This is a genomic window from Microbispora sp. NPDC049125, from assembly GCF_040802045.1.
Classification (GTDB): Bacteria; Actinomycetota; Actinomycetes; order Streptosporangiales; family Streptosporangiaceae; genus Microbispora.
Window position 1 is genome coordinate 65083 of record NZ_JBEZDW010000032.1, and the last position, 14170, is coordinate 79252.

Annotated in this window: 10 protein-coding genes; 9 read left to right on the forward strand and 1 reads right to left on the reverse strand. The window is 72.9% G+C overall.

Annotation, left to right across the window (positions count from 1 at the left end; genetic code table 11):
- Nucleotides 1-64: 64 nt before the first annotated feature.
- The 8 genes from AB0B72_RS29950 (at nt 65) to AB0B72_RS29985 (ending at nt 11205) form a co-directional block, all read left to right on the forward strand.
- Nucleotides 65-2164: a hypothetical protein gene (locus tag AB0B72_RS29950; RefSeq protein WP_367742500.1), complete on the forward strand. Its 2100-nt coding sequence runs from the start codon at nt 65-67 to the stop codon at nt 2162-2164.
- 31 nt (nt 2165-2195) lie between these two features.
- Nucleotides 2196-2894, forward strand: a complete 699-nt coding sequence (locus tag AB0B72_RS29955; RefSeq protein ID WP_367742501.1) for an anticodon-binding protein — start codon at nt 2196-2198, stop codon at nt 2892-2894.
- Nucleotides 2895-3024: 130 nt separating this feature from the next.
- On the forward strand, nt 3025-4374 hold the full coding sequence (lysA, locus tag AB0B72_RS29960) for a diaminopimelate decarboxylase (protein WP_367742550.1): 1350 nt from the start codon (nt 3025-3027) through the stop codon (nt 4372-4374).
- A 43-nt stretch (nt 4375-4417) separates the two neighbouring features.
- Nucleotides 4418-5725, forward strand: coding sequence for a homoserine dehydrogenase (locus tag AB0B72_RS29965; protein ID WP_367742502.1), 1308 nt, complete (start codon nt 4418-4420; stop codon nt 5723-5725).
- A 157-nt stretch (nt 5726-5882) separates the two neighbouring features.
- The gene (locus AB0B72_RS29970) at nt 5883-7358 is read left to right on the forward strand and encodes a glycosyltransferase family 39 protein (RefSeq protein ID WP_367742503.1); all 1476 of its coding nucleotides are present in this window, start codon (nt 5883-5885) and stop codon (nt 7356-7358) included.
- Between the two features lie 47 nt (nt 7359-7405).
- Nucleotides 7406-8230, forward strand: coding sequence for a polysaccharide deacetylase family protein (locus AB0B72_RS29975; protein WP_367742504.1), 825 nt, complete (start codon nt 7406-7408; stop codon nt 8228-8230).
- 96 nt (nt 8231-8326) lie between these two features.
- Complete coding sequence (locus AB0B72_RS29980) at nt 8327-9568, forward strand: glycosyltransferase family 2 protein (RefSeq protein WP_367742505.1); 1242 nt, start codon at nt 8327-8329, stop codon at nt 9566-9568.
- A complete protein-coding gene (locus AB0B72_RS29985) occupies nt 9565-11205 on the forward strand; it encodes a glycosyltransferase (protein WP_367742506.1) in 1641 nt (546 codons plus the stop codon). The genes AB0B72_RS29980 and AB0B72_RS29985 overlap by 4 nt, the downstream gene beginning before the upstream one ends.
- Before the next feature lie 52 nt (nt 11206-11257).
- On the opposite strand, the gene AB0B72_RS29990 is transcribed toward AB0B72_RS29985, so the two are convergent.
- Nucleotides 11258-12853, reverse strand: a complete 1596-nt coding sequence (locus AB0B72_RS29990; RefSeq protein ID WP_367742508.1) for a glycosyltransferase family 2 protein — start codon at nt 12851-12853, stop codon at nt 11258-11260.
- Nucleotides 12854-13051: 198 nt separating this feature from the next.
- Between AB0B72_RS29990 and thrC the strand changes: the two genes are divergently transcribed.
- Nucleotides 13052-14110 (forward strand): threonine synthase, encoded by a 1059-nt coding sequence (thrC, locus tag AB0B72_RS29995; RefSeq protein WP_367742510.1) that lies wholly within the window; start codon nt 13052-13054, stop codon nt 14108-14110.
- Nucleotides 14111-14170: the final 60 nt, after the last annotated feature.

Genomic DNA, 14170 nt, shown 5'->3' on the forward strand with positions numbered 1-14170 from the left:
GGATCAGGGTGATCTGCGAATATTGTGACTCTCGTTCTTTCGGCCTACCGCGGAGTCATCCCCTATGAGTGAGCGAAGCGAGCTGGCGGCCCTACAGGAGGCGCTGGCCCGGGCCGTCGAGCAGGCGGCCGGGGCGGCGGAGCTCGCCCGGCTGCTCGCCGACTACCAGCGGCGGCTCGACGAGGCGGCCACGGCGGAGGCGGAGGCGCTGACGAGGCTCCGCGAGGCCGAGGCCCGCGTGAAGACGGTCGAGCGGCAGAACGCCCAGCTCGCCAAGAACCTGGCCGAGCAGCGCTACCAGACCGAGGTCGCCACCTGGCGCCTCACCTCGGTGCAGGAGAGCCGCTGGATCAAGCTGGGCGACGCTCTTCACACCAAGAACCCCGGCGTGGTGGCCAAGACGCTGAAGGCGCCCGCCAAGAAGCCCCCGGCGCCGAAGCGGTCGGACTTCAAGCCGGAGCTTCCCGCCGTGCCCCAGGCGCAGGCGGCCCCGGTCGCGCCCGACCCCAGGGCGCCCGAGGTCTCCGCGCCGCTCGCCGAGGCGTTCAGCGTGCCCAAGGGCCCGCTGGCCCGGCCGTACCTGACGGTGGCGGCGATCGTGGACCGGCAGACAGAGGCCCTGCTGCGCTACGAGTGGCGGCTGGTGACGAACTTCGGCCCGGACAACTGGGAGGCGATGCTCGACCAGCACCAGCCGCACGTGCTGTTCGTCGAGTCCGTACGGCCCGGCCCGAGGCAGGGGAACGGCGGCCGGTGGCTGGAGGCGCTGGCGGGGGAGACCAGGGCGCTGCGCGACCTGGTGGAGGCCTGCCGCAAGCGCGGGATCAAGACGGTCTTCTGGCACTCGGGGGGCGCGGTGTCGCGGTCCGTCCCGCCGGCCGAGCACTTCGAGCACGTCCTCACGACCGCGGAGGCGCGGGCGCGGGAGTGGCGGGCGGCCCTGCGGCACGACCGGGTCGGCGTGCTGCCCCACGCGATCCAGCCGCGCGTCCACAACCCCATCCCCGCGTTCGGCGGCCGTACGGGCGAGGTCGTGACCCTCGGCACGGTCCCCCAGCCCGCCCCTCCCGCGAACGCGGCCGACACGGCGAACCCGAACGCCGGAACCGGGAATCCCGGAGACGTGCGAGTCGCCGGAGTGGCCACGAACGCCGGGGCCGCGCCGGCCGCCTCCGCCAAGTGGCCGGCGCTGGCCGGTCAGGGTGACGACAAGGCGTCCTACGACGACCTCCTGACCGCCTACCGGCGACCCGCCCTGGTCGTGGCGGGCGCCGACGCCGAGCCGAGGACGATCGCCGAGGTCGCCGCCTGCGGCACGCCGGTGCTCCAGGTGCGGGCCGGGGCCAAGGGCGAGGAGGTCGTCGCCGCCGCAGAGATCCTCATGAACGACGCGGAGCGGCTGGCCCGTGAGGCCCACCTCGCCTGGCGGGCCCGTACGAGCGTCACCCCGCTGCTCGACCCGATCCTCGACACGCTCGGGGTGCCGAGCGTGCGGGGCAGCGGTGCGATCACCGCCGTCACGGCGGTCACCGGGCAGGCCGAGCTCGATCACCTGCTCGCCCAGATCGCCCGCCAGATCGAGAAGCCGGGCCAGCTCGTCGTCGTCGCCGACGGCATGGACGCCGGCCTGGTGGAGAAGACCGCCCGCCAGGCGCTGCACGCCGATCTCGACCTCGTGGTGCGCGCCGCCGAGGAGCCGATCACGCGCGGCGCCGGGCTCGACCGGGCGCTGCGGCTGGCCGACGGCGACCACGTGGCGGTTCTCGACCCCAGGGACCTGTACGGCGAGCACTACCTGGCCGATCTGGTCAGGCACTTCGCCTCCACCGACGCCGAGATCCTCGGGAAGGCCGCTTTCTACGCCCATCTGCCGAAGGCGGGCATCACGCTGCTGCGCCAGCCGGAGGCCGAGCACCGGTTCCTGCCCGAGGTCGCCGGGGGCACAGTGCTGGCCCGCCGCCAGGCCCTGGCCGACCTGGGGCTCGCCGACGTCGCGGAGGAGTGGGGCGAGGTCCTCATGCGGCAGTGCCGTACGGACGGCGTCCGGGTGTACTCGGCCGACCGGTACTCCTACGTCTGCGTCCGGGACACCGCCGAGAGCGCTCTGCTGGGTTCGGCCCGCATGGAGGGCTACGTCCCCGCCGAGCCGCTCGCGCTGCTCTGACCCCCACGGCGAGGGCCGTAGGGTTTCCGGTGTGACGCCAGCGCTGCTCGGCAGGCTTCTGGGGGCGCCGCCGGCGCCTCGGGGCTCGTGGGAGCGGGAGGCGGCCCTCGTGTCCACCGTCCCGCTCCAGACCGCCGCGCGGCGAGGCATGCCCGCCCGCGAGGTCGCCGAGGAGATCGCCGGACGGCTGCGGGGCGAGGACGGCGTCGCCGGCGTCGAGATCGGGCCGAACGGTTTCCTGACGATCCTCCTGTCCCGTCCGGGCGAGATCGTCAGGGAGATCACCGAGGGAGGGCCGCGGGCCGCCGGGGCGCCGGCCATGCCTCCCGTGCCGCCGCGGACATGGCCCGACTTCCCCCGCACCTGGGACAACCCCGGCTTCGCCGTGCGGTACGCGCACGTCAGGGCGGCCGCCGTACGACGGTGGGCGCGAGATCTGGGCGTGCCCTACGAGGGCTTCCGGCCGGAGGCGCTCGACGGCCCGCACGACCGCGCGGTGCTGCGGCTGCTCGCGGAGCTGCCCGGCCGTACGGCGGGGCGCGAGCCGGCATGGGCCGCCTACGCCGAGCGGCTCGCCCTCGCCTACCACGACGCCCACGAGCGCGCCCCGGCCCTGCCGAAGGGCGACCGGCCGGTCGAGGACGTCCACACGGCACGGCTCCGGCTGGCCGGAGCCGTCCAGGACGTCCTGATCGCCCTGCTCGGCCCGGAGCTGCTGGAGAGGATGTGATCGTCCCGAACGCCCGTCTCGCCACGTGGGCGGCCGTCTCATGATGGGTGCGGGGTCGGATAGCCTCGTTCGGGTGAGTCGATTCGCCCACCCTGCCGGCGACATGCACGCCGCCTCGGCCATCGTCGCCATGAGCGCGTCGCTGCCGGAGGAGCGCCCGCCGCACGCTTCCGACGACCTCAACGCGCTGGAGCCCAAGATCTGGCCGCGAACGTCCGGCCGGACCGGCGGCGCCGTCACGATCGGCGGCGTCGACGTGAGGGACCTGGCGAAGGAGTACGGCACGCCGCTGTACGTCGTCGACGAAGAGGACTTCCGGTCCCGTTGCCGCGACTACCGCGCCGCCTTCCACGACGGCGAGGTCCACTACGCGGGCAAGGCGTTCCTGTGCCGCGAGGTGGCCAGGTGGATCGACCAGGAGGGCCTGGGACTCGACGTCTGCAGCGCGGGCGAGCTGGCCGTGGCGCTCAGCGTCGGCTTCCCGCCCGAGCGGATCACGATGCACGGCAACAACAAGTCGCTCGCCGAGCTGGAGAAGGCCGTCGAGGCGGGGGTCGGCCACATCGTGATCGACTCCTACGAGGAGATCGCCCGCCTGGGGTTCCTGGCCGACCGGCACGGCGTCCGTCCCAAGGTCATGATCCGGGTCACGGTCGGCGTCGAGGCGCACACCCACGAGTTCATCGCCACGGCGCACGACGACCAGAAGTTCGGCCTGTCGCTGAGCAGCGGCGCCGCCGCCGAGGCCGTACGGCGCATCCTGGCGCTGCCGCAGCTGGAGCTGGCCGGCCTGCACTCCCACATCGGGTCGCAGATCACCGACACCGGCGGGTTCGAGGTGGCCGCGCGGCGCCTGGCCCGGCTGCTCGTCGAGATCAAGGAGGAGCACGGCGTCGTGCTCCCCGACCTCGACCTCGGCGGCGGCTACGGCGTCCCTTACGTCAAGGGGGACGAGGCCCCGGACATCAAGGTCATCGCGGACGGCCTGCGTGAGATCGTCACCAAGGTCTGCGAGTCGGCGGGGCTGCCGGTCCCGCGCCTGACGGTGGAGCCGGGCCGTGCGATCGCCGGTATCGCCGGTGTGACCCTGTACGAGGCCGGTACGGTCAAGGACGTGGAGGGCCTGCGGACCTACGTCAGCGTCGACGGCGGCATGAGCGACAACATCCGCACCGCGCTGTACGGCGCCGACTACACGGCGGTGCTCGCCTCCCGGGAGAGCGAGGCCGGGCCCATGCTGTCCCGCCTGGTCGGCAAGCACTGCGAGAGCGGCGACATGGTGGTCCGCGACCTCTTCCTGCCGGCCGACCTCGCCCCCGGCGATCTGATCGCGGTCGCGGGCACCGGCGCGTACTGCCGCTCGCTGGCGAACAACTACAACTACCTGCCCAAGCCCGCGGTGGTCGCGGTCGCCGGTGGCCGCTCCCGCGTGATCGTCCGCAGGGAGACCGAGGACGACCTGCTGAGGGGCCAGCTGTGAGGCCCGCCCCCGTACGGTTCGTCGAGCGAAGCGAGGAGAGGTCGTGAGCAACGCCAAACCGGCGCTGAAGGTCGCGCTGCTGGGCTGCGGCGTGGTCGGGTCGCAGGTCGTGCGCCTGCTCGGCGAGCAGGCCGACGACCTCGCCGCCCGGATCGGCGCTCCGCTGGAGCTGGCCGGCGTGGCCGTGCGCAGGCTCGGCCGCAGGCGTGACGCCGAGGTGGACCCCGCGCTGCTCACCACCGACGCCGAGGCGCTGGTGACCCGCGACGACGTGGACATCGTGATCGAGGTGATCGGCGGCATCGAGCCCGCGCGGTCGCTGATCCTGGCCGCGCTGGGGGGCGGCAAGTCGGTGGTGACCGCCAACAAGGCGCTGCTCGCAGAGGACGGCGCCACCATCCACCGGGCCGCCCGCGAGAACGGCGCCGACCTGTACTTCGAGGCGAGCGTCGCGGGCGCCATCCCGCTGCTGCGCCCCCTGCGCGAGTCGATGGCCGGCGACCACGTGCGCCGCGTTCTGGGCATCGTCAACGGCACGACCAACTACATCCTCGACAAGATGGACTCCTCCGGCGCCTCGTTCACCGACGCGCTGGACGAGGCTCAGGCGCTGGGGTACGCGGAGGCCGACCCCACGGCCGACGTCGAGGGCTTCGACGCCGCCGCGAAGGCCGCCATCCTCGCGGGCATCGCCTTCCACAGCCGGGTGACCGCCGCCGACGTCCACCGCGAGGGCATCACGGAGATCAGCGCCGCCGACGTCGCCTCGGCGAAGGGCATGGGCTACGTGATCAAGCTGCTGGCCATCTGCGCCCGTTCCGACGACGGCCGGTCGGTCGGCGTGCGGGTGCATCCGGCGATGATCCCCAGGTCGCATCCCCTGGCCGGCGTCCGCGAGGCGTACAACGCGGTGTTCGTCGAGGCCGAGTCGGCCGGCCGGCTGATGTTCTACGGCGCCGGTGCGGGCGGCGCCCCGACGGCCTCCGCGGTGCTGGGGGACATCGTCGCGGTCGCGCGCAACCGCCTCGCCGGCGCTCGCGGGCCCGAGGAGTCGACGTACGCCGACCTGAAGGTCCACCCGATGGGCGACACCGTGACGCGCTACCACGTGTCGCTGGACGTCGCCGACAAGCCGGGCGTGCTCGCCCGGGTGGCGGACATCTTCTCCCGGCGGGACGTCTCGATCCAGACCGTGCGGCAGGAGGGGCGCGGCGACGACGCCCAGCTCGTGCTGGTGACCCACCGGGCGAGCGACGCCGCGCTGTCGGCGACGATCGAGGACCTGCGCGATCTCGACATCGTCCGCGCCGTGGCCAGCGTGATGCGCGTCGAAGGCGACGACACGCCGTAAACCGGGCCTGAGGCGCGTCGACGGCGGGATCCATCGTCGTCTGCCGTGGCGCCGGGCGCGAATATCGGACTGTCGCAAAGACGTGGGCCGAAAATCGATTCGATAACGTCCCCGCGATCTTCACGAGGCTCTCGCAGCCGCCTTCTAGCCTTCCTTGATGATCACTCTTGCGGGGAAGAGTGCCGGTGCCGCGCGGCATGGCCGGGAACGGCCGTCTCGGCCGCGGGCGCGGTGGACGCCGGTCGCCGCGGGGGCGGTGGCCGCCGGAGTGGCCGTCTCCGGCTCGGCGGCGCCGTCGCTGTCCGGTGACGAGATCGCCACCTACAGCGCGGTGGTACGGCCGCTGAGCGGATTGTGGGAGCTGGCCCAGCACGTCGACGGGCACTTCCTGCCGTACTACCTGCTCATGCATTTCTGGGCGCTGTTCGGGGAGGCCGAGTGGTGGCTGCGGCTGCCCTCGGTGCTCGCCATCGGCGTCGCGGCCGGGTTCCTCGCCGATCTGGGGCGCCGCGTGTACGGCCGGCGCGCAGGGCTGGTGGCCGCTGGGCTGTTCGCCGTCCTGCCGTCGGTGTCGTACCACGGCGAGAACGCCCGTCCGTACGCGTTCGCCGCGGCGGCGGCGGTGATCTCCGCCTGGGCCCTGTGGAGGATGGCGGAGGCGCCCACGGGTGGCAGGGCGTGCCAGTACGCGGGCGCGCTGGCCCTGCTCGGCTGCACGCACCTGTTCTCCGTCCTCGTGCTCGCGGCCCACGTGCTGGCGGTGCCCTGGCTGCTGCCCCGGCGTGTGTCTTTGACGAGGGCGCTGCCCGCCGCGGTCGCGGGATGCGTGCCGGTCGCCGTCCTCGCCGTGGTGGGGTGGGGAGAGCGCCACGCGATCAGCTGGATCCAGCCGCACGGACCTGACGTGCTGCTGAAGTTTCCGAAGATGGTCACGGGTTCGGAGATCCTCGGAGGCCTGCTGGCGGCGCTCGCCGTCGCCGGGGTCGTCCTGTTGTGCAGGCGGCGGCCCACCCGGCCATGGGGGTTGCTGGTCGGCGGCTGGCTCGTCCTGCCGCCGCTCCTCCTCCTTCTGGTCTCGGCCCTGGTCACGCCGGTCTACGTGGACCGCTACCTCTTCGTGTCGGCGCCCGCGCTGGCGCTGGCGGCGGGTGTGGCCGTCGCCTCCGTGCCGTGGGCGGCCCTCCCCGTGGTCTTGGTCGCCGGTCTGCTCGGCCTCCCCACGCAGCAGGACTACCGGCGGCCGAACGGCCACTACGACGACTTCCCCGGAGCGGTCGCGGCGATCCAGGCCAGGGCGGCGTCCGGCGACGCGATCCTGTACGGCCAGAGCCGATTGCGCACCGGCTTCGGCTACTACGCGGGAGGGCGGCTGCCCGACGACGTCCTGCGTGCCGGGACCGGGTTCGGCCCCGCGTTCGAGTATCCGGAGCGGCGGGACGTGGCGGAGGCGCTCGGCGGGCGGAAGCGGGTCTGGATCGTGTGGCGGGGGACGCGCCAGGCGGGCCTGACCGGATCGAAGATCCCGAGAGTCGCGGCGCTGCGGGCCGCCGGGTTCCGGCTCTCGTGGGCATGGCACTCGGCCGAGCTCCCGGGGCTCACGGTCGCCCTGTTCACCGCGGACTTACCAAAATGATGGGGGTAAAGGCGGCATTGCTCCCGCTTTAAGTACAGTTCTCTGTCATGCCCCTGAAGACGATGTTCAAGAGACTCATGGCGCTGAGTCTCGTCACGGCGGCTTTCGTCGTATCCATCCCGCCGCTCACCTCCACGGCGCAGGCCGCGACAAGGAAGACGACGGTCGTCCTCACGTTCGACGACGGCACGGCGGACCACCTCGCCGCCGCCCGGATGCTGAAGGCACGGGGCCTCAAGGGAACGTTCTACGTCAACAGCGGCCGGCTCGGAAAGCCCGGCTCGCTGACCGTCGCGGGCGTGCGGTCCATCGCAAAGGCGGGCAACGAGATCGGGGGGCACACCCTCCACCACGTCCATCTGGCGCACGAGTCGAACGCCGTGCAGCAAACGGAGATCTGCGACGACAGGCGGGCCCTGCTAGATCTCGGGTTCAAGGTGCGGTCGTTCGCCTACCCGTTCGGCGAGTTCGACGAGTCGAGCAAGGAGACGGCCATGCGCTGCGGCTACACCAGCGCCCGCATGGTCAACGGCGTCTACCGGGACAACAGCTGCCGGTCGTGCCCGTACGCCGAGAAGGTCTCGCCTCCGGACCTCGGCGCCGTCCGGACCACCTCGCAGACCGGCATGCCCCGCACCAGCGCCACCTTCCGGAGCTTTGTCACCAGGGCGTACCGCAACGGCGGAGGTCTCGTCATCTTCGTCTTCCACACGATCGACAACAACAAGAAGGACCAGTACTCGACGAGCCCGAAGGAGCTGTCGGCGTTCCTCGACTGGGTCGCCAAGCAGAAGAAGGCCAAGAACATCGACGTGAGACCGCTGGGCGACGTCATCGGAGGGCCGGTCTGGCCCGTGCCGGACGTTATGTGACGCGGCGGTCGCCTCATTGACTCAGGGATTTACCAGACTGCTGTGATAGCAGTTCCTTTTGTGCCGGATGCCGCCTCGAAGACTGGAGGGTCTGCCGTGACGACAGATCCGCCGACGACGGAGCTCCCCGTGGCGGGCGCCCCTGTGGCCGTGCTGACGGCCGGCGGCCACGACCTGTGCACGCCGCTGGGGTTCACGCGATCCGCCCCTGAGGGGGCGGCCGGGCTGTCCTGGCAGGGGGACCGGTGGGCCGTCGGCGACCGCCCGCTGGACGCGCCGCTCGGCGCCGGCGAGGTCGCCGCGCTCCGGCCGCTGCGTGCCCTTCATGTCGGGTGGCCGGAGGAGCCCTCCGGCGACGCCATGACGACGATCGTGGATCTCGCCGGGGCGGGCGTGCCGCTCACATCGGGACCGGCGCCCTCCTGGGTGCGCGACGCCGACCCCCGCCTGGCGGATCTGGTCGCCGGCTGGGCTCCCGAGCTGGACGGCGAAATGCCCGCCAAGCCCGGCTCGCCCGCCGCGGCGGTCTCGGTGGCCGACCTCCGCCGGGAGGAGCACAGCGTGCGCCTGCGGCGGCACGCCCTCCGCGCGAAGGGCCTCGCCCGCGTCCTGCCTTCCGTGACGGTGGTCATGGCGACCCGGCGGCCGCACTTCCTGCGCGGCGCGCTTGAGCAGATGGCCGCCCAGCGCCACGTCGACCTCCAGGTGATCGTGGCCCTGCACGGCGTCCCCCTCGCCGAGGTCCGCGAGGCGGTCGAAGGCCTCCCCCTGCCACTGACCGTGCTGGAGGAGGACGCGCGGGCGCCGTTCGGTGAGGTGCTCAACCGCGCCGCCGCCCGCGCGGAGGGGGACGTCCTCGCCAAGTGGGACGACGACGACTGGTACGGCCCCGAGCACCTGGCCGACCTGCTGCTGGCCAGGGCCTACTCCGGCGGGGACGTCGTCGGGATGGCCCAGGAGTTCTTCTACCTGGAGCCCCTGAACGTCACGATCCGGCGGGTCGACTACTCCAGCGAGGTGTGGAGCGACCACGTCGCCGGCGGCACCGTCCTGATCGGGCGGGAGCTCTTCCACGAGGTCGGGGGGTTCGGGCCGAACGGCCCGGGCGAGGACGCGCACCTGCTGCGGGCCGTCGGGGCGGCGGGCGGGAGCATCTACCGCACCCACGGTCTCGGCTACGTCCTGCGGCGGTCGGTCGGCGCGGAGCACACCTGGCAGCTGCCTCTCGCCCACTTCCTGAGAGTCGCGGCACACCAGTGGCGAGGGTTCCGGCCCAGTTCGATCCTCGAAGGCGCACGTCATTCCGGAGGGACCAGAGTGATTCTGGAAGGGTCATGACGCCACGCATCCGCGGAAACGACTACACCGTTCTCGAGCCGCCCGCGCTGGGATCGCCGTGGACGCCGCGGCTGCGGGTGAGCGTGGTGGTGCCCGCCTACGGGTCCCAGGCCAAGCTCGACCTCACGCTGGCCGCCCTTGCCGCCCAGACCTATCCGGCCGACCTGCTCGAAGTGCTCGTGGTCGACAACGGGAGCGCTCCGCCGCTGCGCCTGCCCGCGCTGCGGCCGCCGGGCACCCGGCTGATCGTCTGCGAGACCCCCGGGCGCGCCAGCGCGCGCAACGCCGGGCTGGCCGCCGCCGGCGGCGACGTCATCCACTGGATGGACTCCGACGTCGTGCCCGAGCGCGAGGAGGTGGAGGCGCACATGCGCTGGCACCACCTCGCGCCCTACTTGTCGGTCACGTCGTACCTGCGCTTCACCACCGCGGCCCTTCCCACGCCGGAGGAGGTGGCCGGGGCCGAGGACCTCGCGAAGCTCTTCGAGCCCGCCGACCCGCACGCCTGGATCGAGGACCTGGTCGAGCGGAGCCAGGGGCTGACCCGGTCGAACAGGCCGTTCAGCATCCACATCGGCGGCGCGTCCTCGGTGGGCGTCCGGCTGCTGGAACGCGCTGGGCCCATGGATCCCGAGATGATCCTCGGCCAGGACACCGAGATGGGCTACCGGCTCTCCCAGGCCGGCGCCGTGTTCATCCCGGATCCGCAGGCCCGGGCCTACCACCTCGGCCCGTCCATGCGCATGCGCGACAGCGAGTCGATCAACCGGGTCAGCCACGCGCTGGTGACCGGCCGTATCCCGGGCTACCGGTGGCTGCGGACCCATCCGGCCAGGCAGTGGAAGGTGCCCGCCCTGGAGGTGATCGTCGACACCGCCGGGGCCTCGTACGACGACGTCCGCGGCACGGTCGACGGCGTGCTCGCCGGAACGCTGACCGACGTGTCGGTGGCCCTGACGGGCCCCTGGGACGAGGTGGCGCCCGACCGGCGCGCTCCGCTGGCCGACCCGGCCCTCGACCTCGTCCTGCTGCGCGCCCACTACGCCGACGAGGGCCGGGTCCGCCTGGTGCCGCCGAAGCCCGGCGCGGCCGCGCCGTTCCGGCTGCTGCTGCCGGCCGGGTGGGCGCCCGGCGAGGACACGCTCTACCGGCTGCTGACGCTCGCGCGTGACGAACCCCTCGGCCTCGTCGGCGTGCTGCTGTCCGAAGGCCCGGACGGGGTCGTGGCCGCCCGGCTGGAGCGGACCGAGGCCTTCGCCCGCGCCGACCTGCTCGTCGCCGAGGGCGAGGACGTCGACGACGTGGTCGAGGAGGTCTTCGGCACGTTCTGGGTGGACGGTGAGACCTACGGGTTCGTCCCCGCCGGGGAGGCCGGGCCGTACCTGAGCGCGCGGGCCGCCTACCGGGCCCGCGTTGAGGCGCAGGCGGAGGTCGAGCGCCTCACCAAGGAGGCCGAGCGGCTCCGCGGCCAGATCGTCAAGTGGCGGGAGGAGGCCGGGCGCTGGCGAAAGACGGCCGTCGAGTACCGCCGTGAGATCGGCGAGCTGCGCCGCCAGATCACCGTGCTGCGGCGGGCCCAGGGACTCAAGGGCATCGCCCGGGGCCTGGCCCGCTCGATCAACCAGCGAAGGTCATAAGCGGCGAACAGGTCGTGCATGATCGGCGCTGGTCACGAACGATCAACGCAGGTCATGAGCGGCGGAAGCGTCCCAGGCGACCGCGCCCCGTCCGCCCCGCCCCGGTCGCGCCGTCGTCGCCGCCGCCTGTGCCGCGCGCGCCGTCGGTATGAGCCGGGCCGTCTGTACGGGCAGGGCCGCCTGTGCCGCGCGTGCCGTTGCCATGAGCCGGGCCGCCCGTTTGATCACCGGCGTACGTGGGGTCGGCCGGCGACGGCCGGAAGTCGCTCTCCGGGGTGTGCCGTACGCCGTGGGTCTGATCGACGACGTCGGCGAGATCCTCTCCGGGAGCGGCGAGGAGGCGGGCCCGGGCGGCGGCCTCCGTCCGTTCGAGGGTGGCCGTCCCCCCGCCTGCCAGCCCGACGACGAGCAGCCCCAGCCGCTCCTCCGTCATCAGCTTCGTCATCCGTTCCAGGAGGTCGCCGCCCGGCGGCGAGCCGAGCGGCGCCGTGTAGCGGAAGGGAACGGGCGCCGCGGTCACGGCGGCCCGCTCGGCGAACCGGACACGCCCGTCATGCCGGAACGTCTCATGCACGAGGGCGAGGCCGAACGCCGGCCCGCCGGGAGCCGGCCTCGCCTTCCCGTCCTCACCGGCGAGATGGGGCCAGGGGCCGGTCAACGTGACCGCGACGTCGGTGAGCGTGCCCCCGAGCGCCGCGTCGACGGCCTCGCGGATCCGCGGCTCGTCCGCGCCGGTCACGTCCAGCACGATCTCGACGTACGGGACGAGCCTGCGCCGTGCGCGGTCCTTGCGCAGATCACGGCGGAGCGGCACCCGGTGCGCCAGGTGGGTCTCGACCAGCCGGACGATCGCCTCCCGGTGCTCGCCGCGCTGGGCGGGCAGGCCGAGATGGACGGCGTGCGCCGCCATGTCGGGCACGAACACCGCTCCCGCTTGGGCGAGCCGGTAGGCGAACTCGGTGTCCTGGCCGCGCACCACCTCAGGGTCGAATCCACGCACCTCGCCCAGCAGCGCGCGGCGCACGGAGACGGTCGGGCCGGTGCAGACCTGGTAGGGGTTCCTGCTGGCGCGCAGCCCGTCGAGACGGCGGATCGTCTGCTCGGTCGAGCTGGAGATCAGCGCCGACGGGTCGAACAGCGACTCCAGCTCCCCGCGCCGCACCGCCTCGTGCACCTGCTCCGGAGTGAGCGTCGGCTCCTCGACGAACTTCTTCCCGCCGAAGGTCACCAGGTAGTCGGTGAGGTGATGCCAGCGGAAAAGCGATTCCAGGTGCTCCCGCGCGATCACCATGTCGGCGTCGAGACGCTGGACGATCTCTCCCTCGGCGGCGGCGATCCCGGCGTTCATCGCGTGCCCGGCCCCCCAGCCGCCCGGCGGGCCGACCACGATCCGCGTGTTCTCCGGGCGCAGATCGGGCAGGCGCAGCGGCGGTTCGCTGCGGTCGTCGACCACGATGACCTCGGTGAGCGTGCCGGGGTACGTCTGCGCGGCCAGCGCCGCCAGCGTCAGGTCCAGCCGGTGCTGCCCGCCGTGCGCGGGGATGACGACGCTCGCCGGCAGCGACGGCGTCCACTCCCCGGGGGCCGGCGGGGTCAAGGGGGAGTAGTCGTTGTGCCGGATCCTCGGCCGGGGCTCGACGCCCGTCACGATGGCCGCTCCTCAAGGGTCGCCCGCGGTGTCAAAGATCTGGCCAACCTTAGCGAACGGCCGTCCGGACCTTCTCCGATGACGCCCATTATGTCCATCAGATGGACAACGCATCCCGTACCTCGGGCGGTTGCCCGTAGACTCGGTGACCGACACCCCAGGTGACACGCGTGCTCACGGCGCGTGGGAGGAGCGATCATGTTCAGGCCTTGGCGTGGTCTCATCGAGGAGTACCGTGACCGTCTCCCGGTCTCCGCGACGACCCCCGTGGTGACCCTGCTCGAGGGCGGCACGCCGCTCGTCCCGGCCAGGCGCCTGTCCACGCTCACCGGCTGCGACGTGTACCTCAAGGTCGAGGGCCTCAACCCGACGGGCAGCTTCAAGGACCGCGGCATGACCGTGGCCATCAGCAAGGCCGTGGAGGAGGGCGCCAAGGCGGTCATCTGCGCGTCCACCGGCAACACCAGCGCGTCCGCCGCGGCCTACGCCGTACGGGCCGGCCTGACATGCGCGGTGCTCGTGCCGCGCGGCAAGATCGCGATGGGCAAGCTGGCCCAGGCGCTGGTCCACGGCGCCCGGCTCCTGCAGGTCGAGGGCTCCTTCGACGACTGCCTCGAAATGACGAGGAAGCTCGCGGAGAACTACCCCATCGCGCTGGTCAACTCCGTCAACCCGCACCGGCTCCAGGGCCAGAAGACGGCGGCGTTCGAGATCGTCGACGCGCTCGGGGACGCGCCCGACGTCCACTGCATCCCCGTCGGCAACGCCGGCAACATCTCGGCCTACTGGATGGGCTACCGCGAGTACGCCGAGGACAAGGTGGCGGCGAAGCTGCCGCGGATGCTCGGCTTCCAGGCCAGCGGGGCCGCCCCCCTGGTCAACGGCAGCCCGGTCACGCACCCGCAGACCATCGCCACCGCCATCCGGATCGGCAACCCGGCCTCCTGGCGGCTCGCCGAGGCCGCGCGCGACGAGTCCGGCGGCGACATCCAGGCGGTCACCGACCGCCAGATCGCGGCGGCCTACAAGCTGCTCGCCCAGGAGGAGGGCGTGTTCGTCGAGCTCGCCTCGGCGGCGAGTGTCGCCGGCCTGCTGCAGGCGCGCGGACAGGGCCTGCTGGCGCCGGGGGAGCGCGTGGTCTGCACGGTCACCGGCAACGGCCTCAAGGACCCCGACTGGGCGATCTCCGGCGCCCCGTCCCCGCTGACGATCCCGATCGACGCCTACGCCGCGGCGGCCGCCCTCGAACTCGCCTGACGGCCCCGCCGCGCCGGGCGCGGCCCTCACACCGGATCCTGCCGGTCCGGCCTGACAGAC

What these genes read in the sequence shown, in the direction of transcription:
- AB0B72_RS29950 (WP_367742500.1), top strand. Translation starts at nt 65, where the DNA reads ATGAGTGAGCGAAGCGAGCTGGCGGCCCTACAGGAGGCGCTGGCCCGG.
- lysA (WP_367742550.1), top strand. Translation starts at nt 3,025, where the DNA reads ATGAGCGCGTCGCTGCCGGAGGAGCGCCCGCCGCACGCTTCCGACGAC.
- AB0B72_RS29970 (WP_367742503.1), top strand. Translation starts at nt 5,883, where the DNA reads ATGATCACTCTTGCGGGGAAGAGTGCCGGTGCCGCGCGGCATGGCCGG.
- AB0B72_RS29985 (WP_367742506.1), top strand. Translation starts at nt 9,565, where the DNA reads ATGACGCCACGCATCCGCGGAAACGACTACACCGTTCTCGAGCCGCCC.
- AB0B72_RS29975 (WP_367742504.1), top strand. Translation starts at nt 7,406, where the DNA reads ATGCCCCTGAAGACGATGTTCAAGAGACTCATGGCGCTGAGTCTCGTC.
- thrC (WP_367742510.1), top strand. Translation starts at nt 13,052, where the DNA reads ATGTTCAGGCCTTGGCGTGGTCTCATCGAGGAGTACCGTGACCGTCTC.